The sequence below is a fragment of the Gordonia sp. AC31 genome (genome assembly GCF_031844505.1).
Taxonomy (GTDB): domain Bacteria; phylum Actinomycetota; class Actinomycetes; order Mycobacteriales; family Mycobacteriaceae; genus Gordonia; species Gordonia hongkongensis.
On sequence record NZ_JAUZVK010000003.1, the window covers coordinates 254,245 to 279,797 of the forward strand.

Below are 25,553 nucleotides of genomic sequence, written 5' to 3' on the forward strand. Positions count from 1 at the left end.
GCGGCGATGATCGAATTCACCGATGTCACCCACGCCTACGGCGACCGGGTCGTCCTGCGCGAGGTCTCACTGACGTTGTCGGAGAACCGGATCGGGATCGTCGGCGCCAACGGCAGCGGCAAGTCGACGCTGGCGCGGATGATCAACGCGCTCGTCGTGCCCGACTCCGGGACCGTCATCGTCGACGGGCTATCGGTCGCGAAGAACAAGCGTGAGGTCCGACGCCGGGTGGGCTTCATCTTCTCCGACCCCGACCGTCAAATCATCATGCCGACGGTCCGCGAGGACATCGAACTGTCGCTTCGTCGAACCGATCTCGACAAGTCCGCGCGCGCCGAGCGTGCCGGCGAGGTGCTCGCCCGATTCGGCCTCGCCGACCACGCGGACCATCCGGCCCAGCGGCTCTCCGGCGGGCAGAAGCAGCTCCTCGCCCTGGCGTCGGTGTTCGTGACCGACCCCGCGATCATCGTCGCCGACGAACCCACCACCCTGCTCGACCTGCGCAACACCCGCATGCTCACCGACGTGTTCGCGACCCTCGACGAGCAACTCGTCGTCGTCAGCCACGATCTCGACATCCTGGCCGACTTCGACCGCGTCATCGTCATCGACGAGGGGCGGGTCGTCGTCGACGACGAACCTCGGCCTGCGCTGGCCGCCTACCGCGGGATGATGTCGTGAACGTCCTCGGCGTCTACCGTCCCGGCAACACGCTGCTGCACCGACTGCCCGCAGGCGTCAAGTTCGTCGCGATGGGCGTGGTGATCCTGGTGCTGTCGCTGACGGTCCGGTCGCTCACCGCCCTCGGCATCGCGACGGCCGGGGTCGCGGTCGTCTACGCGCTGGCGGGGATCGGGCCGCGCGAGGCGTGGCGGCAGCTGCGGCCACTGATGTGGTTGCTGCTGTTCATCTTCGCGTTCCAGGTCGTCTTCACCGACTGGCGGCGGGCGGTAATCGTCTGCGGCGTCCTCGCGCTGTCGGTCGCACTCGCCGCGGCCGTCTCGCTGACCACCCGCACGACGGACATGCTCGACACGATCGTCCGTGCGCTCGGCCCCCTGAGACGGCTCGGGGTGCGCGTGGACCTCATCGCCCTCGCGCTGGCGCTGACCATTCGGGCGATCCCGCTGATGGTCGAGGTGGTGCGGGAGGTCGACGAGGCACGCAAGGCTCGCGGGCTCCGGCCCGGTCCACGCATCCTCGTCGCGCCGGTTGTCCTCGCCGCCCTGCGCACCGCCGACGGTTTCGCCGACACCCTCACCGCGCGCGGACTGGACTGAGGCGACCTCTCAGAGCAGATCGGAGAGTGCGTCCTCGAGCCGTGGGAAGCGGAATTCGAAACCGGCGTCGGCCAGTACATCAGACCGCGCGCGGCGCCCCGTGAGTCCGAGGGCCGGGTCCGTGCGCAGCACCACCGCACCGAGCTTCAGCAACCACGCGGGCGTCGGCGGCGCGGGCGGCCGTCCGATCTCCGCGCGCAGCATCGCCATAAGTTCGGAGTTGCGCACCGGATTCGGACTGGCCGCCACGACGACACCGTCGGGCAGCGACACCGCGCCGTCGACCCGCAGCGCCGCGCGGGCGATCGCGAGCCAGTCGTCGATGTGAATCCAGCTGAACCATTGCCGGCCGTCGCCGACCCGCCCGCCGAGTCCGAACCTGGTCAGGCCCACGAGGCGTCGGATGGCCGGCGAATCCGCATCGAGCACGATCGAGGTGCGCAGCACGGTCAGATGGTCGGTGTTCGCGCCGTCCACCGCCTCCTCCCAGGGCTGCGCCACACCGGTCATCTGCGGGAGGCCCACCGGGATCGGCGTCGATTCGGTGCACCACAGTTCACCCGCGTCGCTCCAGATCGCGGTCGTGCTGGACTGCAGCCAGTACGAGATCGGCGTCGTGCGTTCGCGCGATGCGGTGACGAGTGCTCGCGTCGCGTCGACCCGACTGTTCCGCAGTGCGGCGATGTTGGCGTCCGTGGGGCGGCAATCCACGAGTTTGCCCGCGAGGTTGACCACCGCCGTCGGACGATCTGCGGCCAGCGTCTCGACCCAGTCGCCCTGGGTCCTGCCGTCCCAGACCACCTGCTCGAACGGCGACGACGGATCGACCCGCCGCGTCAGGATGACCGGATGGTATCCACGCTCGGCGAGATCGGTCGCCAGATGCGTTCCCAGCGAGCCACTTCCGCCCGCCAACACCACGGTCAGCGGCTCTGTACCCGACATGCGTCTCCCCCCGTTCGGCACTGGACGACGACACTACCCGCCGACGCCTCCGACCGGGATTTCGTGGTCACAGTGCGCGTGACGGCGCACCGGCGCTACGAGATGCGTTGTGCCGTGAGTGGAGTGGCGGGGACGACCGGGGTGATCGGCAGCCGCAGGGCGCCGGGTGCGTCGGCCGGCACCACCGGGGACGCCGGCGTCGTCGGCTCGATGCGGCGGTACGGGTCGCCCTGCGCAGGACGCCGGTCCTGTTCGCCCTTGTTCGGCCACAGTGCCGCCGCGCGTTCCGCCTGCGCGCAGATCGTCAGCGACGGATTGACGCCGAGGTTCGCCGACACCGACGCGCCGTCGGCGATGTGCAACGTCGGGTAGTTCCACACGCGCTGGTAGGGATCGATGACGCCGTTGTCCGGGTCGTCGGAGATCGCGCAGCCGCCGAGATAGTGCGCGGTCAGCGGCATGTTGACGATGTCGCCCCAGGTCCCGCCGGCGACGCCGCCGTCGAGTTTCGCCGCGATCCGGCGAGTTGCCTCGTTGCCCTTCGGAATCCACGTCGGGTTCGGCTCGCCGTGGCCCTGCTTGCTGGTGACGTACCGCACCGGTCCGCGCTTGCGGACGAAGGTGGTCAGCGAGTTGTTGTTGTTCTGCATGACCAGGGCGATCACGGTCCGCTCGCTCCACTGTCGCACCACGAGCAACCGCACCAGCAGGAACGGGTTGCGGGCGACCTGACGCAGGAACTGCCCGAACCGATTGCGCCGGGACCCGCCGTCGGTGAGCAGGGTCTGCAGGTACGCGATCGCGTTGGAGCCCTTGCCGTATCGCACCGGTTCGATGTGCGTGTTCGGCTCGGGATAGAACGACGAAGTGATCGCGACGCCGCGCGAGTAGTCGTTCTCCGGATCGATCCGCGACCCCATCGCACCCAGTATCGACTCCGAGTTGGTGCGCGTGAGCCGACCCATCGCGTCCGAGATCTGCGGCAGCGTACCGAGTTTCGCGTGGTGCAGCAGTCGTTGGGTGTTGAACGTGCCGGCCGCCAGGATGACCTGACCCGCCGTGATCGTGCGTCGACGGCGTCCGAGCGGACCCCACGACGACGAGTGATGCGTGCCCACCTCCCAGACACCGTCGGCGCGCTGCCGGAGCGAGTCCACCGTGGTCCGGTCGATGATGGTGGCGCCGTGGCGTTCCGCGAGGCCGAGATAGTTCTTCAGCAGGGTGTTCTTGGCACCCACCCGGCACCCGGTCATGCACGCGCCGCACTCGGTGCAGGCGGTCCGGTCCGGACCCGCACCGCCGAAGTACGGGTCGGCGACGGTCTCGCCGGGCGCCCCGGACAGACCCGTCTTCGCACCGAAGAACACACCGACCGGCGTCGGGGTCACCGTGTCCCCGACACCCATCTCGGCGGCGACTTCGGCGACCACGCGGTCGGACGCGGTGACCGTCGGGTTGGTGACCACGCCGAGCATCCGCCGGGCCTGGTCGTAGTACGGGCTGAGCTCGTCCTCCCAGTCGGTGATGTGATTCCACTGGGGATCGGTGAAGAACGGCGTCGGGGGCTTGTAGAGCGTGTTGGCGTAGTTGAGCGAGCCGCCGCCGACGCCCGCCCCGGCGAGGATCATCACGTCTTTCAGGGCGTGGATCCGCTGGATGCCGTACAGGCCCAGCTTCGGTGCCCACAACCACCGGTTGAGGCGCCAGCTGGTCTTGGCGAAGTCCTCGTCCTCGAACCGACGACCGGCCTCGACCACGCCGACGCGGTACCCCTTCTCCACGAGCCGCAGCGCACTCACGCTGCCGCCGAACCCGGAGCCGACGATCAGAACGTCGAAGTCGGTGGCGCGTTCGGTCGACTTGTCGAATCCCATGCCGAACATACTAACGCGCCTTGTCACATAACGAGACCCAGGTCACCCTAACCCTTCGTGACGCACCCTCCGCAAGCTCCGGGCGCTCCTCAGGGAGCGGAGGGGCCGCTGCCGTCCCGCAAGCTCCGAGCGCTCCCCAGGGAGCGGAGGGGCCGCTGCCGTCCCGCAAGCTCCGAGCGCTCCCCAGGGAGCGGAGGGGCCGCTGCCGTTCCGCAAGCTCCGGGCGCTCCTCAGCTCAGCCGCGGACGGACAACCCCACGCGCTGGAATTCCTTGAGGTCGCAGTAACCGGCCTTCGCCATGGCCCGACGCAGTGCGCCGACGACGTTCAGCTCGCCGTACGGGTCGTCGGAGGGGCCGTAGAGGACCCGCTCGAGACTCGGTCGGTCCTCGCCCGCGGCGACCTGCAGGAGGGCGCCGCGCGGGGTGTCGGGGTGAGCAGCGGCCGACGGCCAGTACCACCCGTTGCCGGGCGCGGAACTCGTTGCGGCGAGCGAGGTCCCGAGGACCGCGGCGTCGGCTCCACAGGCGATCGCCTTGACGATGTCGCCCGAGCTGTGGATGTCGCCGTCGGCGATGACGTGGACATAGCGGCCGCCGGTCTCGTCCAGGTAGTCGCGACGCGCGGCGGCGGCGTCGGCGATGGCGGTGGCCATCGGCACACCGATGCCGAGCACCTCGCCCGTCGTGGTGGCTCCCGCGGCGGAACCGTAGCCGACGATCACGCCCGCGGCACCCGTCCGCATCAGGTGCAGCGCGGTGCGGTGGTCGTGCACGCCGCCCGCGATGACCGGTACGTCGAGATCGGCGATGAAGGTCTTCAGGTTCAGCGGTTCCCGCTGCGTGCCGTCGGCATCGACCTGCGCCACGTGCTCCGCCGAGATGATCGTGCCGTGCACCACCAGGATCTCCACCCCGGCGGCCAGCAGCGCCGGGGTCAGCTCGGGTGCGTGCTGCGGGCTGACGCGGACGGCCGTGGTGACCCCCGCGTCGCGGACCTGGGCCACGGCCTCGCCGAGCAACCCGCTGTCGAGCGGGGCCGAGTGGAGTTGCTGCAGGTGTCGAACCGCCGCATAGGGATCCGGGTCCTCCGCCGCGATGGCGACGAGTTCGGCGATCTTCGCCTCGACGTCGCGGTGACGGGCCCACAGCCCCTCACCGTTCAGGACGCCGAGCGCGCCGAGCTTGCCCAGTTCGATCGCGACCGACGGCGACACCAGGGCATCCGTCGGGTGGCTCAGGATCGGCGAGGAGAACCGGTAGGCATCGATCTGCCATGCGGTGGAGACGTCCTTGGACGAACGGGTCCGACGGGACGGGACGATGCTGATGTCCCCCAGCTCGTAGGTCCGTCGGGCTGTCCGGCCCATGCCGATTTCGACGAGGTCACGCACCACTGCGCCTTTCTGCGGAGTTCAGCTGCACAACGACCCTACGGCCTGGCCCCCCGGACGAGTCCGGCGGGAACGACCTCGGGGAGTTCAGCGGGAATAGTAGTTGGGTGCCTCTGCGGTCAGCGTGATGTCGTGCGGGTGGGATTCCTTCAGGCCGGCCGCGGTGATCTGGACGAACCGCGCGGTCTGCAGATCCGGGATCGTCGACGCGCCGGTGTAGCCCATCGCGGCACGAAGGCCGCCGACGAGCTGATGTATCACCTGCGACAGCGGACCGCGGAACGGCACCCGTCCCTCGATGCCCTCGGGAACCAGCTTCTCCTCTTTGAGGACGTCGTCCTGGAAGTAGCGGTCCTTGGAGTACGACTTCGCCTGTCCGCGACCCTGCATCGCACCCAGCGAACCCATGCCGCGGTAGCTCTTGAACTGCTTGCCGTTGACCAGGACCAGCTCGCCGGGGGCCTCGGCGGTGCCGGCGAGGAGCGAACCGAGCATCGCGGTCGACGCCCCCGCCGCGAGGGCCTTGGCGATGTCGCCGGAGTACTGCAGACCACCGTCGGCGATCACGGGCACTCCCGCCTTCTGACAGACCGCCACGGCTTCGAGGATGGCGGTGATCTGCGGGGCACCGACACCCGCCACGACGCGGGTGGTGCAGATCGAGCCCGGTCCGACGCCGACCTTCACCGCATCGGCGCCGGCGTCGACGAGGGCCTGCGCGGCCTCGCGGGTCGCGACGTTGCCGCCGACCACGTCCACCCGATCGCCGACCTCGGCCTTCAACTTGGCCACCATGTCGAGCACGAGCCGGTTGTGCGCGTGGGCGGTGTCGACGATGATCACGTCGGCCCCGGCGTCGGCCAACGCCATCGCCCGGTCCCACTGCGGGTCACCGGTGCCGACGGCCGCCCCGACGAGCAACCGTCCGTCGGAGTCCTTGGTCGCCAGCGGATGCTGTTCGGTCTTGACGAAGTCCTTGACGGTGATGAGTCCGGTCAGGCGACCGTTGCCGTCGACGATCGGCAGCTTCTCGATCTTGTGCCGGCGGAGCAGTCCCAGTGCGGCCTCTGCGGAGACGCCCTCCTGGGCGGTGATGAGCGGGGCCTTGGTCATCACCTCGGCGACCGGACGGCTCTGGTCGACCTCGAACCGCATGTCGCGGTTGGTGATGATGCCGACGAGCTCACCCTTGTCGTCGACAACGGGCAGACCGGAGATGCGGTAGCGCGCGCACATGGCGTCCACCTCGGCGAGCGTGTGCGTGGGGGTGCACGTCACCGGATCGGTGACCATGCCCGCCTCGGACCGCTTGACGGTCTCGACCTGGCCGGCCTGCTCCTCGATCGACAGATTGCGGTGGAGGACACCCATACCCCCGGCGCGCGCCATCGCGATCGCCATCCGGGACTCGGTCACGGTGTCCATCGCCGAACTCACCAGCGGGACACGCAGCGTCACGTTCTTGGTCACCCGCGACGAGGTGTCGACCTCGCTGGGTATCACGTCCGACGCCGAGGGCAGCAACAGGACGTCGTCGAAGGTCAGGCCGAGCATCGCGACCTTGCCGGGATCGTCTCCACCGGTACGAACAGCAGTCATCGGACCATGGTATCGAGTCCCTTGTTGCGGCGATCGTCACACAGGAGTCTTCGCGCCGATGAGGTCGCCCGACCCACTCTCAACAGGTGCGCTCGACCGGTGAACGCCTGCGGCGCGCGCACCCGCGGATCGGCTACGGTGGTGTGGTGCGTGACCACCTGCCACCCGGCCTCCCGCCGGATCCGTTCGCCGACGATCCCAGCGATCCCGCATCCGCATTGGACAGCGTGGAGCCGGGTATCCCGTTGGACGAGAACGAGCGGCTCGCGGTCGAAGAAGACCTCGCCGATCTCGCACTCTACGAGGCCCTACTGGCCAATCGCGGTGTACGCGGCCTGGTCGTCGTGTGTGAGGACTGCCGCGAGGACCACTACCACGACTGGGACATGTTGCGCGCCAACCTGATCCAGCTTCTCATCGACGGCACCGTCCGGCCGCACGAGCCCGCGGTGGATCCCCGTCCGGACGCCTACGTCACGTGGGATTACTGCCGCGGTTACGCCGACGCCCGTAGTCATCTCGACGACGAGCGCTGATCCTCCACGGACGCGGCGGTAACTGTCGCCGACTCTCCGGCACCACCAATGAGCGAGGCCCCGCACCGATCGATCCGGTGCGGGGCCTCGCTCATGATCTCCAACGACCGTTGGGGCCGGCGATGGTGCGGTCGCGTCAGCCGATCGGCCGACCGGCGTCCACGCCGGGCGGCGGCGTCCACGGGATCTCGGGGAACTCGGCCGGGAAACGGGTGACCTTCGTGCTCGACGACGGCGTCGACGGTTCTGCCGGCTCGCTCGAGGGCGGGACCGACGACGGCTCCTGCGGTTCGCTCGTCTGCTCGGACGGCGTGGTCGGTTCATCCGTCCCGCCGCCCGGAGGCGTCGACGCGTCGGGTGAGGGCTGGTCCTCGGAGTTCCGGAGATCGGGCCGGGTCGGGTCGATCGTCCCGGGCTGTTCCGCACCGGTCGACGGTGCGGGATCGGTGGTCTCGGTCGGCAGACCCGCACCCGCGCGGATGCGGTTCATCCAGTCCGTCATCTCGTCACGCATCTCGTTGTCCATCGGACCCATGCGCTCCTGCGCCTCGGCCAGCAGGCTGGCCGCCGCACCCGGATCACCGGCGGCGATCGCGGCCTCGGCACGCTCGAGGTTGTTCCGGACGTCGTGGGCCGCCTGCGTCTGCGACGCGGCCTCGGCGAACACGACCTGTTTGATGCCCCACAGCGGGTCGCCGGGTTGCGAGCCCTCGGAGAGCACGGTCAGGCCGGCAGCCGCAACGATGACGATCGCGGCGGCACCCGACACGACGCGCAGGTGACGGACCATGCGGCGGCCGCGACTCGCGCGCTCGCTGGTCCCGATTGCCCGCTCGACGTCGTCGACGGACAGCAGCTCGGGCTCGGGGGTGGACACGATCTCCGACCGCCAGCCCGACAGCATCTCGGCCAGCTGATACTCGGCCGCGTCGCGGGTCGGCACCGGCACATCGCGGGTCAGCGCGTCGAGGAAGTTCTCGTCGAAGTTCAGTTCGGAGAGATCGAGCGCGTCATCGGAAGCGGAGAGATCGAACGCGTCGAGTCCGGACTCCGCGTCCGAGGAGAACGGGTCAACCGGGCGGGGTCCGGGCCCGGCGGGCGCCGGGCCGCTCGAACCGGGCGCGCGACGGTGCGCCGGCGGCTGACCGGGTCGATTCGGCTGGTCACCACCGGCGACACGGCGTCTACGCCAATCAGACTGTCCGCTCATCGTGACCTCCTGTCCGTCTCAACTCGTCTTTCAATTTCGCCAGCGCTCGATGCTGGGCGACTCGTACTGCTCCCGCGGTGCTGCCGATCGCCTGCGCGGTCTCCTCCGCCGACATCCCGACGATCAACCGCAGGACCAGTACCTCGCGTTGTTTCTCGGGGAGGATGCCCAGCAGGGCTCTCATCCGCCTGCTGCCGTCGGCATCGATCGCGAACTGCTCGGGGCCACCGGTGACGTGTGAGACCTCGGGGATCTCCTCGACCGGGTCCGACTTCACCCGTGCCGCCACCCGCATGGCGTCGGCGACCTTGTGCGAGGCGATGCCGTAGACGAAGGCCATGAACGGTTTGCCCTGGTCACGGTACCGTGGCAACGCGGTCATCACCGCCATCAATGCCTCCTGCGCGATGTCGTCGGCGGAGAACAGATGCCGTTCCCCTACCCCGATGCGTCCTCGGCAGTAGCGCAGGATCGGTTCCTGCACGCTTTCGAGAACTGACGTGAGAGCTGCCCGATCGCCTTGGCCCGCGGCCCGAACGGCGTCGTTCAACTCACCACCTGTCAACTTCATCGCGCGTAGGAATCCCCGTGTTACAAGTCGGCCAACCGGTCTAATTGCCGGTCCTGGTCCGGGCCCCGGCACGGTGACGCCGCCGGTGGCGATCGTCGTGGCACGCGGCTGGAGAGCGCGTTCCGGCGACGTCTCCGGCGGCGACGACGTGGCAGACCCCAACACACCTTAGCGATCAACCGTCCGGCATCAGCGCCATGCCCTTGCCGATCAGCGTGGCGCGGAGCCGGCGGTGGTGAACGGCCTCGTCGCCGGACGCGGCTCCGGTGCCCAGCAGCAGGCTCATCGCCGCCCACTCCAGGGGCAGGAGGGCCTCGTCGCGAGCGTCGGCGACGACGTCCCGCGCCGCGTTCGCGGTGCCACCCCGATCCCCCGCGCCCGCGGCGGCAGCCGCGGCGATCAACGCGGTCTTCACTCGATGGCGGGCCGGGACCGGAGTCGCCGCGTCGTGCATCTCCCGCACCAGCAGTGCCCCCGCTCGGGCGTGTTCGAGCCCGGACGCCACGTCACCGCGGTACAGACCGAGTTCGGCGCTCACCCATTCCCAGCGCAGGCGGCAGCGCGTGGCCGTCATCCAGTCCGCGTCCGCCGGCCGCCAGGACCACTGTTCGGGGTTCGCCCCGACCGGCCGCTCGTCCGTGGGATCGAGGACCGTTCGCGCCCGGTCGAGCAGCCGACGGGACGCATCGAACCGCAGCAGACCCAGATTGTCGGCCGCGAGCCCGACGAGTCCGTCCGCGACCGCCGCTCGGATGAGCGAGACCTCGCGTGGCCCGGGGCCCGGTGCACCCGGCTCGGCCCGGGCGCCGGAGATTCCGACGGTGAGGAGGGCTCGACCGTCGACCCCATGCGAGATGTGGTGTCGCCCGGCCTGGCGGATCAGCGAGGCCCGCGTGCTCTGACACAGAGACAGCACGGCGAGGTGGGGGTCGGTGGGCGCGAATCCCCGCGCTCGCACACCGGCGACCCGTTCGAGGGACGCGAGCTCGGTGAGCGCGCGGGCGTAGTTCCCGTCCCCGCCGGCGGAGACCGCCGCGGCCCACGCATGCAGCAGCGGGACCACCGAAGGTCGCATCGAGGGGTGTCGACGCAGCTCAACGGCTTTGTCGAGCGTCGAGGAGGTGTTCTTGGTCACTCGATCTTTTTCGGTTTGCATGAATTTAACGAACGATTCCCAACGTTAATTCTCTGGACAGATCACGGGTGCATCATCGGAAGATTTCCGCCGTGTAAATCGGTTCGATCGACGTCACCACACCCCTACGTCCGACGCACTGGACAGACACCTGGACCCGGCAGTCATCATTGCAGGTCACACCGGGTCGGTCACCCCGGATCAGGGGGCACCGCAACGACGCATCCGCGCTGTGCTATCCAACCGCGATCACCTAACCCGCCGTTAACATTTCTGAGACTTTCGCAGCAATCCGGTCCCATTTCAGGGCTATTGACGCAATTTCTCAGGCCCGCTTAATGTGAGTTCAGCGTTGCAGGAAATCGACGTTTCCCACCGAAGCACCCCGGTGCGGCCCACGACAAGGAGTAGCTGTCATGCCTCAGCCCAATCATCTCCCCGGCCCCAACGCTGACATCTGGGACTGGCAGATGTCAGGACTCTGCCGCGGCGTCGACTCGTCGATGTTCTTCCATCCGGACGGCGAACGCGGCCGCGCCCGAGCGCAGCGTGAGCGACGCGCCAAAGAGATGTGCCACCAGTGCCCGGTCATCGCGCAATGCCGGGAGCACGCACTCGCGGTGGCGGAGCCGTACGGCATCTGGGGCGGACTGTCCGAATCCGAGCGCAGCATCTTGATGAAGCGGGGCGTCGGCCGCCGGATGGCCAGCTGAGGCCAGGGGCGTCGAACCCGACCAGACCACGACCGCGAGAGCCGGGCATCCCTGCGAGGATGCCCGGCTCTCGTGTTCGTCGAACTGCGCGGAGTTACGTCAGTGCGCGTGCCCGTGTCCCGCGTGACCGGCCGGTTCGTCGGCCGGCTGATCGGTGATCGCCGTCTCGGTCGTCAGCACCATGCGGGCCACCGACGCGGCGTTGACGACCGCCGACCGGGTGACCTTCACCGGGTCGATGATGCCTTCGGCGACCAGGTCGCCGTAGGACAGGCTCGCGGCGTTGAACCCCGAGCCCTCGGCCCCACCGGCGACCTTGTCGACCACGACCGCACCGTCGAGTCCAGCGTTCGCGGCGATCCAGTAGAGCGGCGCCCGCGCGGAGTCGCGGACGACCCGCACACCCAGGGCCTCGTCACCGGTCAGGGACTCGGCGAGGGCGTCGAGCTTCTTCGACGCCTGCACGATGGCCGAGCCACCACCGGGGATGATCCCCTCCTCGACGGCGGCCTTGGCCGCCGCGACGGCGTCCTCGACGCGGTGCTTGCGCTCCTTGAGCGCGGTCTCGGTGGCCGCACCCACGCGGATCACCGCGACACCACCGGAGAGCTTCGCCAGACGCTCGGCGAGCTTCTCCTTGTCCCAGTCGGAGTCGGACTGCTCGATCTCCCGTCGCAGCTGCGCCGAACGGTCCGCGATCGCGTCCTTGGTGCCGGCACCCTCGACGAGGGTGGTGGCGTCCTTGGTGACGACGACGCGACGGACCGAGCCGAGCACGTCGAGACCGACCGTCGGCAGGCTCAGGCCGATGTCGGAGGAGACGACGGTTCCGCCGGTGACGATCGCGAGGTCTTCGAGGAAGGCCTTGCGGCGGTCGCCGAAGAACGGCGCCTTGACGGCGACGGCGCGGATCGTCTTGCGGATCGAGTTCACGACGAGGGTCGACAGCGGCTCGCCCTCGACATCCTCGGCGATGATCAGCAGCGACTTGCCTGCTTCGACGACCTTCTCCAGCAGCGGCAGGAAGTCCGGCAGGGAGCTGATCTTGTCGCGGTAGAGCAGGACCAGCGCGTCCTCGAGAACCGCTTCCTGGCTGTCGAGATCGGTGACGAAGTAGGGCGAGAGGAAGCCCTTGTCGAACTGGACGCCCTCGGTGATCTCGAGGTCGGTGCTCAGCCCCGAGCTCTCCTCGACGGTCACGACACCATCGGCGCCGACCGCGGTCATCGCCTTGCCGACCATCTCGCCGATCTCCTCGTCGCGGGAGGACACGGTGGCGATCTGGGCGATGGCCTGTTCACCGGCGACGGGGGTCGCAGCGGCGAGCAGGGCCTCGCTCAGCGCATCGGCAGCCTTGCTGATGCCCTGCCCGAGAGCGATCGGGTTGGACCCGGCGGCGACGTTGCGCAGGCCGGCCTTGACCATCGCCTGTGCCAGCACGGTCGCGGTGGTGGTGCCGTCGCCCGCCACGTCGTTGGTCTTGGTGGCGACGGACTTCACCAATTGCGCGCCGAGGTTCTCGAACGGATCGTCGAGCTCGATGTCGCGCGCGATGGTGACGCCGTCGTTGGTGACACTCGGTCCGCCGAACGCCTTGGCGAGGACCACGTGCCGTCCGCGCGGGCCGAGGGTGACCTTCACGGTGTCGGCGAGCTGGTCGATGCCTCGCTCGAGCGCCCGGCGCGCGGTTTCGTTGAATTCAATCTGCTTGGCCATGAATCACTTTCTGCAACGGGAGCCTGTCGGCGTAACGCACATCGCCCCGGTACCCCTGCACGGGGCGCCGGGGCGATGTGAGACGCGATGAAGGCTCGCGGGGTCTAACTCGGCCGGAGTTCGGTGCCGGTCCTACTTGCCGATGACGGCGAGGACGTCGCGCGCCGAGAGGATCAGGTACTCCTCGCCGGCGTACTTGATCTCGGTGCCGCCGTACTTGCTGTAGATGACGGTGTCACCTTCCTTGACGTCCACGGGGACGCGGTTGCCCTGCTCGGTGACCCGACCCTCGCCGACAGCGATGACGGTGCCTTCCTGCGGCTTCTCTTTGGCGGAGTCCGGGATGACCAGGCCCGACGCGGTGGTCGTCTCGGCCTCGACGGCCTGCACCAGGATCTTGTCCTCAAGCGGCTTGATGTTCACGCTCGCCACGATGTGAGTCCTCAACTTTCGTACTGAGAAAGAATCTGCACGTTCACGGCCCTGCAAAACCCCGTCGTCGCGGGTGTCCGAGGCTTCGGTCAGCGCCATCTAGCACTCTATACATGCGAGTGCCAGCACTCAAGGGTGGAGGCTGCAAAAACCCGGCCGTGTTCGCTCCCCGCGAAGACGGCCGGGCTCCGTCCGCTACAGCTGACTGACACGCACCGACATCGCCGGGTCCGACGCCACGGTCAGCGGCGAGGGCGCCGCGCCCCCGCCGATCACATGAGCGCCGAGCGTCGCGATCATGACGCCGTTGTCGGTGCACAGGCGCGGCTTCGGAACCCGCAGGTCGATCCCGGCCGCCGCGCAGCGTTCCTCCGCCAGCGATCGGATGCGCGAATTGGCGGTGGCACCGCCGCCGAGGACCAGGGTGTCCACCCCGAGGTCACCGCAGGCCCGGACTGCCTTCATCGTCAGCACGTCCGCCACCGCCTCCTGGAACGAGGCCGCGACGTCCGCCACCGGTGCCTCCACACCGTCGCGCACGCATTTCTCGACATACCGTGCGACCGCGGTCTTGAGTCCGCTGAAGGAGAAGTCGTGCCGCGAGTCGCGGGGACCGGTCATACCGCGTGGGAAGGCGATCGCACCCGGGTCACCCTCACGGGCGACGCGGTCCAGCGCCGGCCCCCCGGGAAAACCGAGATCGAGCAGGCGGGCGACCTTGTCGAAGGCCTCCCCGGCCGCGTCGTCGACCGTGGTGCCCAGTTCGACGATGGGCTCGGCGAGATCGGTGACGTGCAGCAGGTGCGTATGTCCACCGGAGACCAGCAGTGCGACGCACTCCGGCATCGGTCCGTGCTCGAGGGTGTCCACCGCGACGTGCCCGCCGAGATGGTTCATCGCGTACAGCGGCACGTCCCAGGCGAGTGCGTAGGCCTTCGCCGCGGCCACCCCGACGAGCAACGCGCCGGCGAGTCCCGGCCCGATGGTGACCGCGATGGCGTCGGGGCGGTCGATCCCGGCCGCCTCCCGCGCCCGACGCATCGTGGGGACGATCGCCTCCAGGTGCGCTCGGGAGGCGATCTCGGGGACCACGCCGCCGAACCGGGCGTGTTCGTCCACGCTCGACGCGACCTCGTCGGCCAGCATCGTCGCGAATCCGGGTGTGTCGCCGTCGCCCGGCGTCCACCGGACGATGCCGACACCCGTTTCGTCGCAGGAGCTTTCGATGCCGAGAACGATCACGCCGGGCCCTCCTCCGGTTCGAGCGGCCGGCCCGACACCGGGAGCCGCAACATCGTGTAGGCATCCGCGCCGGACGGCTGATAGTAGTTGCGGCGAATACCCGCGGTGCTGAACCCGTGATGTGAGTACAGCCCGATCGCCACCTCGTTGTCGGTGCGTACCTCCAGGAACACCGCGGCGTCGTTCTCGTCCGCGACGGCGAGCATGGCCTCGAGCAGCGCCCGGCCCACTCCCCGTCCCCGATGGTCCGGATCGACGGCGATGGTGTGGATCTCGCACTCCCAGGCGTCGGGTTGCCCGAGCGTGGAGATCCCGGCGTAACCGATGACGTCGGCGCCGAGGCGCTCCCGAGCCGCGAAATAGGTGTTGTACGGGGCGTTGAGTTCGGCGCGGAAAGCCGCGGCGGGCCAGGGTGAGTCGTCGGCGAACATCCGCCGTTCCAGCGCGGCGCAGCGCGGGATGTCACCGAAGGTGAGCGCGTCGATGACCAGCTCCGGTGTGGTCATCGCGCCGCACCCGCCCGACGGGCCTTCTGCTCGACCGCGTCGGGGCGTCGTAGATACAGCGGCACAAGGGGTTCGGGTTCGGCGCCCGCGACGATGTCGGCGGCAGCCGCCATGACCACCCCGCGTACGGTCGGCACGCCGGTCGCGGGTGGATCACCGGTCCAGCCGGCGAGTTCGAGGTGGGCCGCAGAACCCGCCACCGCACCGATCCGCCCCCCGGCGACATCGGGGGCGAGCTCCTCGGCGACCACCGCGGGCGCGGTCACCTCGGGGCCGCGCACACGGCGGCCACCCTCGTAGAGCGCCCAGTAGACCTCGCGCCGGCGCGCGTCGGTCACCACCAGAGCCCGCGATCCTGCGTCGTCCGGACCGGCGTCGACGGCAAGCGCATCGAGGGAGCACACGCCATACGCCGGTATCCCCAGCCCGTCGGCGAAGGCGGCGCCGGTCGCCATCCCCACCCGGAGTCCGGTGAACGGCCCGGGCCCGCAGCCGACGACCACCGCGGTCAGTTCGGTTCGGGCCGTGCCGGATTCGGCAAGACACTCGGCGACCAGGGTGGTGAGCAGTTCCGCGTGCCGTCGGTGGTCGGCGACCACCCGTTCGGCCAGCACGCGCACCTCACCGTCGCGCAGTTCGGCCACTCCGGCCACCACCGAATCGGTGGCGGTGTCGACCGCCAGCACCAGACCCTGACTCATTCCGCGCTCACCCACTCCCACTCGGCGTGTCGCACATCGGTTTCGGTGTCCCGTCGCAGCCGCACGACCAGATGCCGGTCGGCGAGCCGCTCGGCCACACCTTCGCCCCACTCGACGACGACGACCGCCTCGTCCAGGTCGGAGTCCAGGTCCAGGGCATCGAGTTCGTCGAGCATCCCGGACCCGCTTCCCGTACCGCCGAGCCGATAGGCGTCGACGTGGACCATCCCCGGGCGGTCGGGCCGGCCCGGCCGGTGCTCGCGGGCGATGATGAACGTCGGCGAGGTCACCCGTCCCTCGACGCCGAGACCGGCACCGATCCCGCGGGCCAGCGCCGTCTTTCCCGCGCCCAACGGACCGTCGAGGATGACCACGTCACCTGCGGACAGGGTCGACGCCAGCTCGGCGCCGAAGGCCTCGGTGTCATCGACCTCGGGGAGGTCGCGCGTACCGCGGGGACCCACGCCGCTCATCGGCGGCCTCGCTTCCACCAGCGCCGACGGGGGGCCGGCAGAGCGATCCGCGCGCGATCCACCAGTTCGGCGATCGCGTCGCTGACGAGCCGGGGCTCCTCCATCTGGACCATGTGGCCGGAGCCCTTGGCGACGACCAGGCGGGAATCGGCGCCCAGTTGGGAGTACATCCGGACCGAGTTGCGTAATGGTGTGAGCCGGTCCCGGTCTCCGCACACGACCGTGGTCGGCACCTGGGCGACCACCGGCAGGGCGGTCGACTCGTCGTGGATCTCCAAGGCGTGCAGAAAGTTCACGATGGTCTCGATCGGCGTGCTCTGGATCATCGTGTCCACCGCGGCGCCGAGGGCCGGACTGTAGAACGTCGGCCCGAAACTCGCCGCGACCAGCACCGGTTCGAGGGCGGCGCGGGTCAGGCCGCGGCCCGCCTGGACCAGGCGCGGCGCGCGGCGCACACTCATCCGGAAGGCATCCACCACCGGATTGCGCAGTCCCTCACCGAGTCCGGCGTCGGTGACACCGCGCGACGCCGTCGCCACCAGCGCCACCCCGGCGACCGGACCGTGCGACGAGAACAATGCCGGGTGCCGGCGCGCGAGCCCCATCAGCGTCATCCCGCCCATCGAATGACCCACGAGCACAACGGGTCCCATGGGTACGGTGGCACGGATCACCGCTGCCGCGTCGTCGGCCAGCTGCGCGATCGTGCAGGTCTCGGTCGGGGCCGGGTCGCTCTCCCCGTGCCCCCGGTGATCGAAGAACACCAGCCGGTAGTTGCGATCGTGCCACTCGGCGGCGAGTTGCTCGCGCTGGAAATGCCAGCTCGACAGCCGGAGGCTGAAGCCGTGCACGAACACGATCGTGAGGTCGGGCACGGAGCCTTCCGACACCGTCCCGAGGTCGACGATCCGCACCGCGAGATCCAGGCCGTCATCGGCGGTGACCGTGGTCCCCCGCTCGCGGTAGAGCGCGGTGAGATCGACATCGGCGTGCGGGTCCGGCCGGCCCACCACGCTCTTGCGGGCGATGTTGCGCGCTGCCCCGACGGCTGCCATGCCGCCCAGGGCGGCGATCCCCGCCACCCCGGCCAGCAGTCCGACCCGGTCGGATTCCACCACTGCTGCCTCGCTCACTGTCCGGTCTCCGTTGTCTCGGCGGCGAGCCCGACCTGCCTCTCGCCGAGGTAACGACGGACCACGCGCGTCCCGACCTGGGAGACGATCTCGTAGTCAATGGTGCCGATCGCGTCCGCCCAGTCCTTCGCGGTGGGGCCGCCCGAGGCGCCGGTGCCGAACAGTTCGGCCTGGTCGCCCTCGCGGACACCCGCGCCGTCGGGTCCGAGGTCGACGACCAGCTGATCCATGCAGATCCGGCCCACCCCGTCGAACATCCGCTCGCCGATCCGGACCCGGATCCGGCCCGACAGCAGGCGCGGCACGCCGTCGGCGTACCCCGCGGCGACCACGGCCACCACCGTGTCGCGCGGCGCGATCCACGTCTCGCTGTAGGACACACCCTGCCCCGCGGCGACCTTCTTCACGAGCGCGATGGTCGCGGTCAGGGTCATCGCCGGGATCAGCCCGAAGTCGCCGCGTGCCGGTACCGGGGTCCGGCCGTAGACGGCGACCCCCGGCCGTACCAGGTCGCGGGCGAGATCCGGACGGGTCAGCGCGGCAGGCGAATTGGCGATGTGGACCACCTGCGGTGCAGCGCCGAGGCGGGCCAGGTCGGCGACCGCGGCGTCGAGTCGCTGCGCCTGCGCGTCGTTCAGCGGGTGCTCGGGTTCGTCGCCGCGCGCGAGGTGGCACATCGCCGCACGCAGGGTCACCGAGCCGTCGACGTGCGCCTTCGCCACCCGCTCGGCGAAATCCGCCCACTCGTCCACCGCAACGCCGCTGCGATTGAGGCCGGTGTCCACCTTCGCGGTGACGACCGCGGACCGGCCGGTGCGGTGTGCCGCCGCGATCACCGCGTCGAGCTGGGAGATCGACGAGAGTGCGATGTCGATGCCGTCGACGATCGCTCCGGCGAAGTCGGCTCCCGGCGTGTGCAGCCACGCGGTGATCGGGGCGTCGATGCCGGCGGCGCGAAGCGCGGCGGCCTCGGTGAGGTGCGCGACCCCGAGTTCGGCGGCGCCGGCGGCGAGCACGGCGCGGGCCACCGGCAGGGCGCCATGGCCGTAGGCGTCGGCCTTCACGACCGCCATCACGTCAGCGCCCGAAGCGGCGCGCAGCACGCCGACGTTGTGGGCGATCGCGCCGAGATCCACGGTCGCGGTCAGAGCAGGGGAAGTCATCGTCGACCATTGTCCCAGATCGCCGGGTGCGGCTCGTCCCGGCTGCCTCCGGCGTGAGGTGCGCGTCGTTCTGCGGAGATGGTCTGAGTAGTCACACCGATGCGCGGCGTCGGGGAGGACGGTTGAGTGGACCCCGACGCTGATCCCGAACCGCCGCATCCACCGGAAGTCACCATGTACACGAACTCGAATCCGCAGGACCCCGCCGTTCTCGCCCCGGTCCGCCTGCGCCCAGCCCACGACCTCGCCGGCTTCGTGCCCGCCGGCTTCGTGCCCGCCGGCTTCGTGCCCGTCGACCCGATCGTCCCGCCCGCGCGCCCGGGTCGGCCGGGCCTGCGCGCATCGCTCACGTCGTGGGCCGCCAACACGATCGGGTGGGTGGCGTTCGCCACGGCCGCGGTGCTCTTCCTGCTCGCCCTCGGGCACGCCATGGCGGGCGAACCCGCCGACGGGTACGGGGTCGCGGCTCTCGTCGCCTTCGGCGTCGGAGTACTCGCGACGATCGCCGCCTGCGCAGGTCTCGTCGTGTCATTCGTCCAGCGGGTCAGGCACGGCGCCTTTCGGCGCCCGGGCGTCATCGCCGACGCGATCGTGCTGTCGTCGGTCACCGCGTTCAGCGTGCTGACGGCGCTGTACCCGCTCGCGTTCGTGCTGGCGGCGTGGTGAACTCACGGATCGCCGGCCGCAGCGCCCCCAGCAGCGTCGACGCCCCGATCGGCGCGCCGCCACTCGCGAGCTGCGCCGCCCGGGCGTGGACGCGCGCCGCCGACGCACCGGCGACCAGCGGCGACCTCCCGGCGGCGAGCAGGGCCCCGGCGATCCCCGACAGGACGTCGCCGGCCCCGGCGGTCGCCGCCCACGACGACCCGGCGTCGTTGCCCAGGACGTGACCCGTCGGGTCGGCGACCAGCGTGATACGTCCCTTCAGCAGCACCGTGACGCCCCACCGTGCAGCGAGACCGGAGACGGCGGTCAGACGGTCGGCGCCCAGTTCGGTACCGGTCAAGCGGGCGAATTCGCCGGCGTGCGGGGTCAGCAGCGTCGGTGCCGTCCGCCCGTCGACGAGCCCGGGGTCGCGGGCGATCAGGGTGAGCGCGTCGGCGTCGGCCAGGACCGGCAGATCGGTGTCCAGGACAGTGCGCAGGGTCGTCGCGGCCGCATCGTCGGTACCCATGCCGGGGCCGAGGACCCACGCCTGCACGCGTCCGGCACCGGCGAGGTCGGGCGTGGCGACGACCTCCGGCCACTGCGCCACCACCTCGGCGTGGGCGGAGCCGACGAACCGGGTCATTCCGGAGGTCGCAGTCACCGCCGCGCCGGTGGCGAGGACGGCCGCACCGGGGTACCGATGCGACCCGGCGATCACCCCGACCACCCCCTGCGTGTACTTGTCGTCCCCGGGACCCGGTGTCGGCCAATCGATCTCGTCGTCGGTCAAGGTGGCGAGCGCCGAATCGGCGGGGTCGCCGAGGCCGGCGTCATCGAGGCCGATGTCGACGAGGACGACCCGCCCGCACTGTGGGGCGGCGAGCAGGTGCGCGCGGCGACGGAAGCCGAAGGTGACGGTGATGTCGGCACGGACCGCCGGATCGTGGACCTCACCGGTGTCGGCGTCGACACCCGACGGCAGATCCACCGCGACGACCGCGGTGTCCGGATCGACACCCGCGAAGACCTCGGCGGCGTTCGCCCGCAGCGGCCCCCGGCCACCGAGTCCGACCACGCCGTCGACGATCACCTCGAGGCCGTCGGGTAGCCGCTCGCCGATCCGTCCGCCGGCGGCGCGGAATGCCCGCAGCCCGGCGGCGTGGGCGCGGTCCGGGGCGAGCAGGACCGCGTCGACCCGCACGCCGCGGCGGCACAGCTCGGCACCGGCGAACAGCGCGTCGCCGCCGTTGTCCCCCGCACCGACGACCAGCCCGACCGGCCGTCCAAAACATCCGCCGGTCCGGCTCAGCTCTGCCGCGATCACCCGGGCGACGCCGTGCGACGCCCGGCGCATCAGGACGCCGTCGGTGAGCAGGTTCCCCGTCGCCCGCTCGGCGGCGCGGACCTCATCGGCCGTCAGGTACCGGATCGGCATGCGGAACCGCTATTCGACGGTCACCGACTTGGCCAGGTTCCGCGGTTTGTCGACGTCGTAGCCACGGGCCTGCGCGACGCTCGCCGCGAACACCTGCAGCGGCACGGTCGAGACCAGCGGTTGCAGGAGCGTCGGCGTCTTCGGGATGGGGATGAACTCGTCGGCGACGGCACGGGCGGCCGCGTCGTCGGGCTCGGCGATGACGATCGTGCGGGCTCCGCGGGCCTGGATCTCGCGGATGTTGCTGACCATCTTCGAGTGCAGCACGGCGCGGCCGTCCGGCGAGGGCATGACCGTGATCACCGGGAGCCCGTCCTCGATCAGCGCGATCGGCCCGTGCTTGAGCTCGCCGGCCGCGAACCCCTCGGCGTGCATGTACGCGAGTTCCTTGAGTTTGAGAGCGCCCTCGAGCGCCACCGGATACCCGACATGCCGGCCGATGAACAGCACCGTGTTGTGGTGCGCCAGCGAACGCGCCAGCTCCCGGACCGGTTCCATCGTGTCCAACACCTGCGCGACCGAGTCGGTCATCGCCTCGATGGCCGCGAACTCGCGGGCGACCTCGTCGGCGTACTTCGTGCCGCGTGCCTGCGCAAGCGCGAGCCCCACGAGATAGGCGGCGACGATCTGCGCGAGGAAGCACTTCGTCGACGCGACGCCGATCTCGGGGCCCGCGTGGGTGTAGAGAACCGCGTCGGATTCCCGGGGGATCTGTGCCCCGTTGGTGTTGCAGATCGCGAGGACGCGTGCCTTCTGGTCCTTCGCGTGCCGGACCGCCTCGAGCGTGTCGGCGGTCTCACCGGACTGCGAGATGGCCACCACCAGGGTCGACCGGTCGAGAACCGGGTCGCGGTAGCGGAACTCACTGGCGAGTTCGATCTCGACCGGGAGGCGCGTCCAGTGCTCGATCGCGTACTTGGCGAGCAGCCCGGCGTGGTAGGCGGTGCCGCAGGCCACCACGAACACCTTGTCGACGTCGCGCAGATCGTCGTCGGTCAGGCGTTGCTCGTCGAGCACGATGCGACCGTTCTGCAGGTGCCCGAGGAGGGTGTCGGCGATCGCGCGCGGCTGCTCGGCGATCTCCTTGAGCATGAAGAAGTCGTAGCCGCCCTTCTCCGCGGCCGCGAGATCCCAGTCGATGTGGAACGGCTTGCCGTCCCGGGCGTTCTCGTCGAAGTCGGTGACCGTGTACGAGTCGGCGGTGATCACCACGACCTCGTCCTGGCCGAGCTCGACCGCGTCCCGGGTGTGTTCGATGAAGGCCGTGACATCCGACGCGAGGAACATCTCGCCCTGCCCGACACCCACCACGAGCGGGGTCGACCGCCGCGCGGCGACGATGGTGTCCGCGTGGTCGGCATGGGTGAACACGAGCGTGAACGCACCTTCGAGGCGACGCAGCGCCGCATACGCGCTAGCCACGAAGTCGCCGGCGGTCGGCCCGAACGCGTAGTACTTCGACACGAGGTGCACGGCGGTCTCGGTGTCGGTCTCGGACACGAACTCGATGCCGTCGTCCTCGAGTTCGGCGCGTAGCTCGGCGTAGTTCTCGATGATGCCGTTGTGGACGACGGCGAGCTTGCCGTCGTCACTGGCGTGCGGATGCGCGTTCCGATCGGTCGGCTTGCCGTGCGTGGCCCACCGCGTGTGTCCGATCCCGGTCGTGCCCGACAGCGACTCGCGCCCGACCGTGGCGATCTGCTTCTCGAGGTTCTCCAGCCGGAGTGCCTTCTTCTGGATCGCGGTGCTTCCCTCGCCGTCGAGGATTGCGACGCCCGCCGAGTCGTACCCGCGGTATTCCATCCGCCGCAACGCGTCGACGACGATGTCCAGGGCATCGCGCCGCCCCACGTATCCCACGATTCCACACATAGCTAGTCAGGGTACCTGCGGACGCGCGAGCGGCAGCGCGGCGCGTCGGGTGCCGAGCGGGGGTCACAGCAGGCCGCCGTCGGGTGCCGCGGCACGGACGTCACTCGATGGTGTCGGGCACCACCGCGTTCGGGGCCCGGGACGGCACCGGACTCGCCGCGCGGCGGCGTTTGCGTTCTTTCGCGCCGAGCAACTTGGCGATCTTGTCCTGGATCTCCGGCGGATCGTCGAGGTCCACCGCGGGCACCTTGCCGAGCTCGGTGTCGGAGTCGGCGAAGGCCTCGTACCGGCTGTCGTCGTCGAGGGTGTGCAGCAGGAATCCCGTGGTCAGGGCGCGTGCGGCGGTGTGCGTCTTCTTGTCGGCGCCGTTGCCGCCGAGGAGTGATTTGATCGATCGGTGCTCGATCAGCCCGCGGGAGGTCGCGGCCGGCGGGGTACGCAGCACCACACCGGGACGGGGATCGGCGGCCGACTCCGACCCGTACGCCTGTGCCAGCGGCAGGGCGTTGCCGTCGATGGTGTCGAGTTCGCCGATCGCCGACACGATGAGTCCCGGAGCACTCACCCGGCGGGCCGCGGGCAGGAGTTGCGCAGTCGTCGGCGCCGGGAACAGAGCGACCACCCCCCGCGCCGGCGGTTGCGGCTGACCGTGCAGCACGCCCTCCGACGCGGCCAATACCGCTGCGGCGGCACCGAAGCCGTGGCCGGCGAACCCGATCTTGCGCGGGTCGACGGTGATCTCGCCGAAGCCGAGTGGGACCCGGGTCACGATCGACAGCGCTGAACGGAGCTGGGCGGCCATCGTGTCGTCGGACGCGAGCAGGCCTCGCTGACCCGCCGGGACGGCGACGACGATGCCCCAGGACGCGAGGTGGTGGCACAGGTCGCGGTAGCGCTCGACCGACGTCATCCACCCGTGCCCGAACGCGATGGCGGGGAGTCGTTCGCCCTCGGCGGGAGTGAACACGACACCCGGGGTCCCGACGATCCCGAGGTCGCCGCGCAACACGCGATGGGGGCCGCGTCGGGCGAGCACCTTCATCAGCTTCGCGGGCGACTGCGTCGGCTTCTGCTGCTTCTTGCCTGGCACAGCAGACAGCCTATGTGTTGCGCGGCGGCAGATGGGGACTGGCGTCGGCCACGTCGGCCGGCAACATGATGCCCGGGGTGGCGTCCGCGGCGTCGGCGGCGTTCTCGAGCTCGTCCCGGAGCTGCTGCGTCTCCGACCGCACCGCGTTGCGGCGATGCTCGTCCATGGCGAGTTCGAGGTCCCGCTGTCGAGCGGAGAACACGTGTGACGCCTCCGCGACGCCGGCGGTCGCGGTGCGGGCGAGGGCCTCGATCTGGTCGGCGAGGTTCACTGGTCACCCGCCAACGCCAGATCACCCGACGATCGGTCCGGCGATGCCTCCGGTTCCGGCCCCGACCGATTCTGTTTCGACCGATTCGGTTCCGCGGCTTCGGTTTCGGCGACCGCCCCGGTTGCCGCCTCGACGGTGGCCGAGGCCGTCGGCCCTGACGCGACGGGCGCGTCGTGTCCCTCGGCGCCGCCCAGCCGGAACGGGACGTCGACGCCGTCGTCGCGGGGTGCGCGCGCCGACTCGTCGGGCTCCGACGACCGTACGGACGCCGGGGGCTCGGACGCGGCCGCACCTGACACCGACACCGGGGGCTCTGATCGTGCCGCGGCGGTCGCCGCCCCGGTTTCCGCCGGCCGGGCATCGGTGGTCGATTCGGCCATCCAGGTCTGGGGTCCCGATGCGGGCGCGGCGACGGTCTGAGCCGGTGCCGCCGCCGACGGTGATCCCGGCGACACGACCGGGACGGCGTCCGGGGGCCCGGCGTCGACCGGATAGGACTCGTCGTCGATGCCGTCGACGGACCGGTTCAGGAGGTCGAGGATTCCGGCGATCCCGCGGGTCGTCGTCTCCTGCGAGGTGCTGAACAGGGCCAGCCGGGACGAGATGTCCTCGACCGCCACCCCGATCGGCACGCGACCGGTGAGCACCGCCTGCGGCAGTTCCGCCGGCGGCACCCCGGCCGCGGTCGGTGCCGACAACCGGGCGACGGTCAGATAGAAGGTGCGCAGCAGGCGGTCGATGCCCGACGCCGCGGCCGAGGTGGCGTCGGTGAGCGTGCGCAGGATGTGCAGATCCGATTCGGCGCGACGCTGATGGTCGATGACCGTCGTGAGGGCGACGGCCGCGGACTCGCTGTTCCAGCCGTCGTCGAGGCGGACCTGCTGTTCGGGGAGATGGTGGAGTTGTTCGGACACGGCCCGGTGCGCCGACACCAGGGCGCGGCTGTCCGCGGACAAGGCCGCGATGTCGAATCCGTCGACCACGCGGAGTCCGTTGCGGAGGGTGACATCGTCGGGGGCGGCGACCCCCATCAGACGCCCGGCCGCCACGAGTTCGATCAACGTCTCGACGCCACCCCGGGCGTCGGACCTCAGCACCGACAGCGAGTCCGCGCCGCGCCTCACCGGACGTCCACCTCCGAAGGCGGCAGCGCTCGCGAGATCTCGCCCGCCACGCGCCGATCCCCGTCCGCCATGGTCAGCGCACTGTTACGGAGAGTGTCAGCGAGCGCCGCAGCGGCCGTGGCCTGCACCCGTAACCGGCGCGACAGCGTCGCGCTCATCTCGGCGTACGCCGCGGCCGACGGCCCGAAGGCGACCGGGTTCCCGTCTGCTGCGATCGACTCCCGAGCCCAGGTCCCGAAGTCGTGTGCGGCCAGATCGTCGGCGACCGCCGACAGCACCAGCGAGGACCTGCGGTAGTACGCCGACACCGCGGACACCGCGGCGGTGTCCATCGAGATCGGGCGCGACCCGACACCGTCCGCACCGTTGCCGTTCATGTCACCCCTCCCCGACGTGCGCCCACCAGTTCACCGCGATCCCGTCCGCGCGGCCTGCATTCTTGGACGCACGGCAGCGGCCGTCGGTTCCCGGGACTTCTCCGGACACGCAGG

The 25,553-nt window shown here is 70.3% G+C and carries 26 protein-coding genes; 5 read left to right on the top strand and 21 right to left on the bottom strand.

What is annotated here, in order from left to right:
- Positions 1–6: 6 nt before the first annotated feature.
- Together Q9R39_RS05520 and Q9R39_RS05525 are read left to right on the top strand one after the other, a co-directional pair.
- A complete protein-coding gene (locus Q9R39_RS05520; protein ID WP_058250689.1) occupies positions 7–681 on the top strand; it encodes an energy-coupling factor ABC transporter ATP-binding protein in 675 nt (224 codons plus the stop codon).
- Positions 678–1,280 (top strand): energy-coupling factor transporter transmembrane protein EcfT, encoded by a 603-nt coding sequence (locus tag Q9R39_RS05525; RefSeq protein ID WP_058250690.1) that lies wholly within the window; start codon positions 678–680, stop codon positions 1,278–1,280. Before Q9R39_RS05520 ends, Q9R39_RS05525 begins: the two co-directional genes overlap by 4 nt.
- Before the next feature lie 9 nt (positions 1,281–1,289).
- Here the strand turns inward: Q9R39_RS05525 and Q9R39_RS05530 are convergent, their stop codons facing one another.
- The 4 genes from Q9R39_RS05530 to guaB form a co-directional block, all read right to left on the bottom strand.
- Positions 1,290–2,225: an epimerase gene (locus Q9R39_RS05530; RefSeq protein ID WP_058250691.1), complete on the bottom strand. Its 936-nt coding sequence runs from the start codon at positions 2,223–2,225 to the stop codon at positions 1,290–1,292.
- Positions 2,226–2,320: 95 nt separating this feature from the next.
- Positions 2,321–4,108, bottom strand: a complete 1,788-nt coding sequence (locus Q9R39_RS05535; protein ID WP_078112082.1) for an FAD-dependent oxidoreductase — start codon at positions 4,106–4,108, stop codon at positions 2,321–2,323.
- Positions 4,109–4,334: 226 nt separating this feature from the next.
- Positions 4,335–5,492, bottom strand: a complete 1,158-nt coding sequence (locus Q9R39_RS05540; protein WP_058250882.1) for a GuaB3 family IMP dehydrogenase-related protein — start codon at positions 5,490–5,492, stop codon at positions 4,335–4,337.
- A gap of 87 nt (positions 5,493–5,579) precedes the next feature.
- Positions 5,580–7,091: an IMP dehydrogenase gene (gene guaB, locus Q9R39_RS05545; RefSeq protein ID WP_058250693.1), complete on the bottom strand. Its 1,512-nt coding sequence runs from the start codon at positions 7,089–7,091 to the stop codon at positions 5,580–5,582.
- 146 nt (positions 7,092–7,237) lie between these two features.
- On the opposite strand from guaB, the gene Q9R39_RS05550 reads away from it, so the two are divergent.
- Positions 7,238–7,627, top strand: a complete 390-nt coding sequence (locus tag Q9R39_RS05550; RefSeq protein WP_058250883.1) for a DUF5319 domain-containing protein — start codon at positions 7,238–7,240, stop codon at positions 7,625–7,627.
- Positions 7,628–7,763: 136 nt separating this feature from the next.
- On the opposite strand, the gene Q9R39_RS05555 is transcribed toward Q9R39_RS05550, so the two are convergent.
- The 3 genes from Q9R39_RS05555 to Q9R39_RS05565 form a co-directional block, all read right to left on the bottom strand.
- Entirely contained in the window at positions 7,764–8,837 is a 1,074-nt protein-coding gene (locus Q9R39_RS05555; RefSeq protein ID WP_058250694.1) for an anti-sigma-D factor RsdA, read from the bottom strand.
- On the bottom strand, positions 8,821–9,408 hold the full coding sequence (locus tag Q9R39_RS05560) for a sigma-70 family RNA polymerase sigma factor (protein WP_010841867.1): 588 nt from the start codon (positions 9,406–9,408) through the stop codon (positions 8,821–8,823). Before Q9R39_RS05560 ends, Q9R39_RS05555 begins: the two co-directional genes overlap by 17 nt.
- A gap of 175 nt (positions 9,409–9,583) precedes the next feature.
- Entirely contained in the window at positions 9,584–10,543 is a 960-nt protein-coding gene (locus Q9R39_RS05565) for a hypothetical protein (protein ID WP_058250695.1), read from the bottom strand.
- Between the two features lie 416 nt (positions 10,544–10,959).
- Here Q9R39_RS05565 and Q9R39_RS05570 point away from each other — a divergent pair, with 416 nt between their 5' ends.
- Complete coding sequence (locus Q9R39_RS05570; protein WP_010841865.1) at positions 10,960–11,256, top strand: WhiB family transcriptional regulator; 297 nt, start codon at positions 10,960–10,962, stop codon at positions 11,254–11,256.
- Between the two features lie 99 nt (positions 11,257–11,355).
- On the opposite strand, the gene groL is transcribed toward Q9R39_RS05570, so the two are convergent.
- From groL to alr, 8 genes are all read right to left on the bottom strand, one after another.
- Positions 11,356–12,972: a chaperonin GroEL gene (gene groL / locus Q9R39_RS05575; RefSeq protein WP_058250696.1), complete on the bottom strand. Its 1,617-nt coding sequence runs from the start codon at positions 12,970–12,972 to the stop codon at positions 11,356–11,358.
- A gap of 132 nt (positions 12,973–13,104) precedes the next feature.
- Entirely contained in the window at positions 13,105–13,404 is a 300-nt protein-coding gene (gene groES / locus Q9R39_RS05580; RefSeq protein WP_004019185.1) for a co-chaperone GroES, read from the bottom strand.
- A gap of 195 nt (positions 13,405–13,599) precedes the next feature.
- Positions 13,600–14,646, bottom strand: coding sequence for a tRNA (adenosine(37)-N6)-threonylcarbamoyltransferase complex transferase subunit TsaD (tsaD, locus tag Q9R39_RS05585; protein ID WP_058250697.1), 1,047 nt, complete (start codon positions 14,644–14,646; stop codon positions 13,600–13,602).
- Positions 14,643–15,152: a ribosomal protein S18-alanine N-acetyltransferase gene (rimI, locus tag Q9R39_RS05590; protein WP_058250698.1), complete on the bottom strand. Its 510-nt coding sequence runs from the start codon at positions 15,150–15,152 to the stop codon at positions 14,643–14,645. Before rimI ends, tsaD begins: the two co-directional genes overlap by 4 nt.
- Complete coding sequence (gene tsaB, locus Q9R39_RS05595) at positions 15,149–15,853, bottom strand: tRNA (adenosine(37)-N6)-threonylcarbamoyltransferase complex dimerization subunit type 1 TsaB (protein WP_058250884.1); 705 nt, start codon at positions 15,851–15,853, stop codon at positions 15,149–15,151. The genes rimI and tsaB overlap by 4 nt, the downstream gene beginning before the upstream one ends.
- Positions 15,850–16,326 (bottom strand): tRNA (adenosine(37)-N6)-threonylcarbamoyltransferase complex ATPase subunit type 1 TsaE, encoded by a 477-nt coding sequence (gene tsaE, locus Q9R39_RS05600; protein ID WP_058250699.1) that lies wholly within the window; start codon positions 16,324–16,326, stop codon positions 15,850–15,852. Before tsaE ends, tsaB begins: the two co-directional genes overlap by 4 nt.
- Complete coding sequence (locus Q9R39_RS05605) at positions 16,323–17,459, bottom strand: alpha/beta fold hydrolase (RefSeq protein WP_058250700.1); 1,137 nt, start codon at positions 17,457–17,459, stop codon at positions 16,323–16,325. The genes tsaE and Q9R39_RS05605 overlap by 4 nt, the downstream gene beginning before the upstream one ends.
- Positions 17,456–18,622, bottom strand: coding sequence for an alanine racemase (gene alr / locus Q9R39_RS05610; protein ID WP_058250701.1), 1,167 nt, complete (start codon positions 18,620–18,622; stop codon positions 17,456–17,458). Before alr ends, Q9R39_RS05605 begins: the two co-directional genes overlap by 4 nt.
- Positions 18,623–18,748: 126 nt before the next feature.
- Here alr and Q9R39_RS05615 point away from each other — a divergent pair, with 126 nt between their 5' ends.
- Positions 18,749–19,288: a hypothetical protein gene (locus Q9R39_RS05615; protein WP_231742303.1), complete on the top strand. Its 540-nt coding sequence runs from the start codon at positions 18,749–18,751 to the stop codon at positions 19,286–19,288.
- On the opposite strand, the gene Q9R39_RS05620 is transcribed toward Q9R39_RS05615, so the two are convergent.
- The 6 genes from Q9R39_RS05620 to Q9R39_RS05645 all read right to left on the bottom strand — a co-directional run bounded on the left by Q9R39_RS05620 (position 19,236) and on the right by Q9R39_RS05645 (position 25,439).
- A complete protein-coding gene (locus Q9R39_RS05620) occupies positions 19,236–20,705 on the bottom strand; it encodes an NAD(P)H-hydrate dehydratase (RefSeq protein WP_311277188.1) in 1,470 nt (489 codons plus the stop codon). The genes Q9R39_RS05615 and Q9R39_RS05620 overlap by 53 nt on opposite strands.
- Before the next feature lie 9 nt (positions 20,706–20,714).
- A complete protein-coding gene (glmS, locus tag Q9R39_RS05625; RefSeq protein WP_058250703.1) occupies positions 20,715–22,577 on the bottom strand; it encodes a glutamine--fructose-6-phosphate transaminase (isomerizing) in 1,863 nt (620 codons plus the stop codon).
- Positions 22,578–22,677: 100 nt separating this feature from the next.
- Complete coding sequence (locus Q9R39_RS05630; RefSeq protein ID WP_058250704.1) at positions 22,678–23,667, bottom strand: alpha/beta hydrolase; 990 nt, start codon at positions 23,665–23,667, stop codon at positions 22,678–22,680.
- Between the two features lie 10 nt (positions 23,668–23,677).
- Entirely contained in the window at positions 23,678–23,938 is a 261-nt protein-coding gene (locus Q9R39_RS05635; protein WP_058250705.1) for a hypothetical protein, read from the bottom strand.
- Complete coding sequence (locus tag Q9R39_RS05640) at positions 23,935–25,062, bottom strand: hypothetical protein (RefSeq protein WP_311277189.1); 1,128 nt, start codon at positions 25,060–25,062, stop codon at positions 23,935–23,937. Before Q9R39_RS05640 ends, Q9R39_RS05635 begins: the two co-directional genes overlap by 4 nt.
- A complete protein-coding gene (locus tag Q9R39_RS05645) occupies positions 25,059–25,439 on the bottom strand; it encodes a hypothetical protein (protein ID WP_068970166.1) in 381 nt (126 codons plus the stop codon). The genes Q9R39_RS05640 and Q9R39_RS05645 overlap by 4 nt, the downstream gene beginning before the upstream one ends.
- Positions 25,440–25,553: the final 114 nt, after the last annotated feature.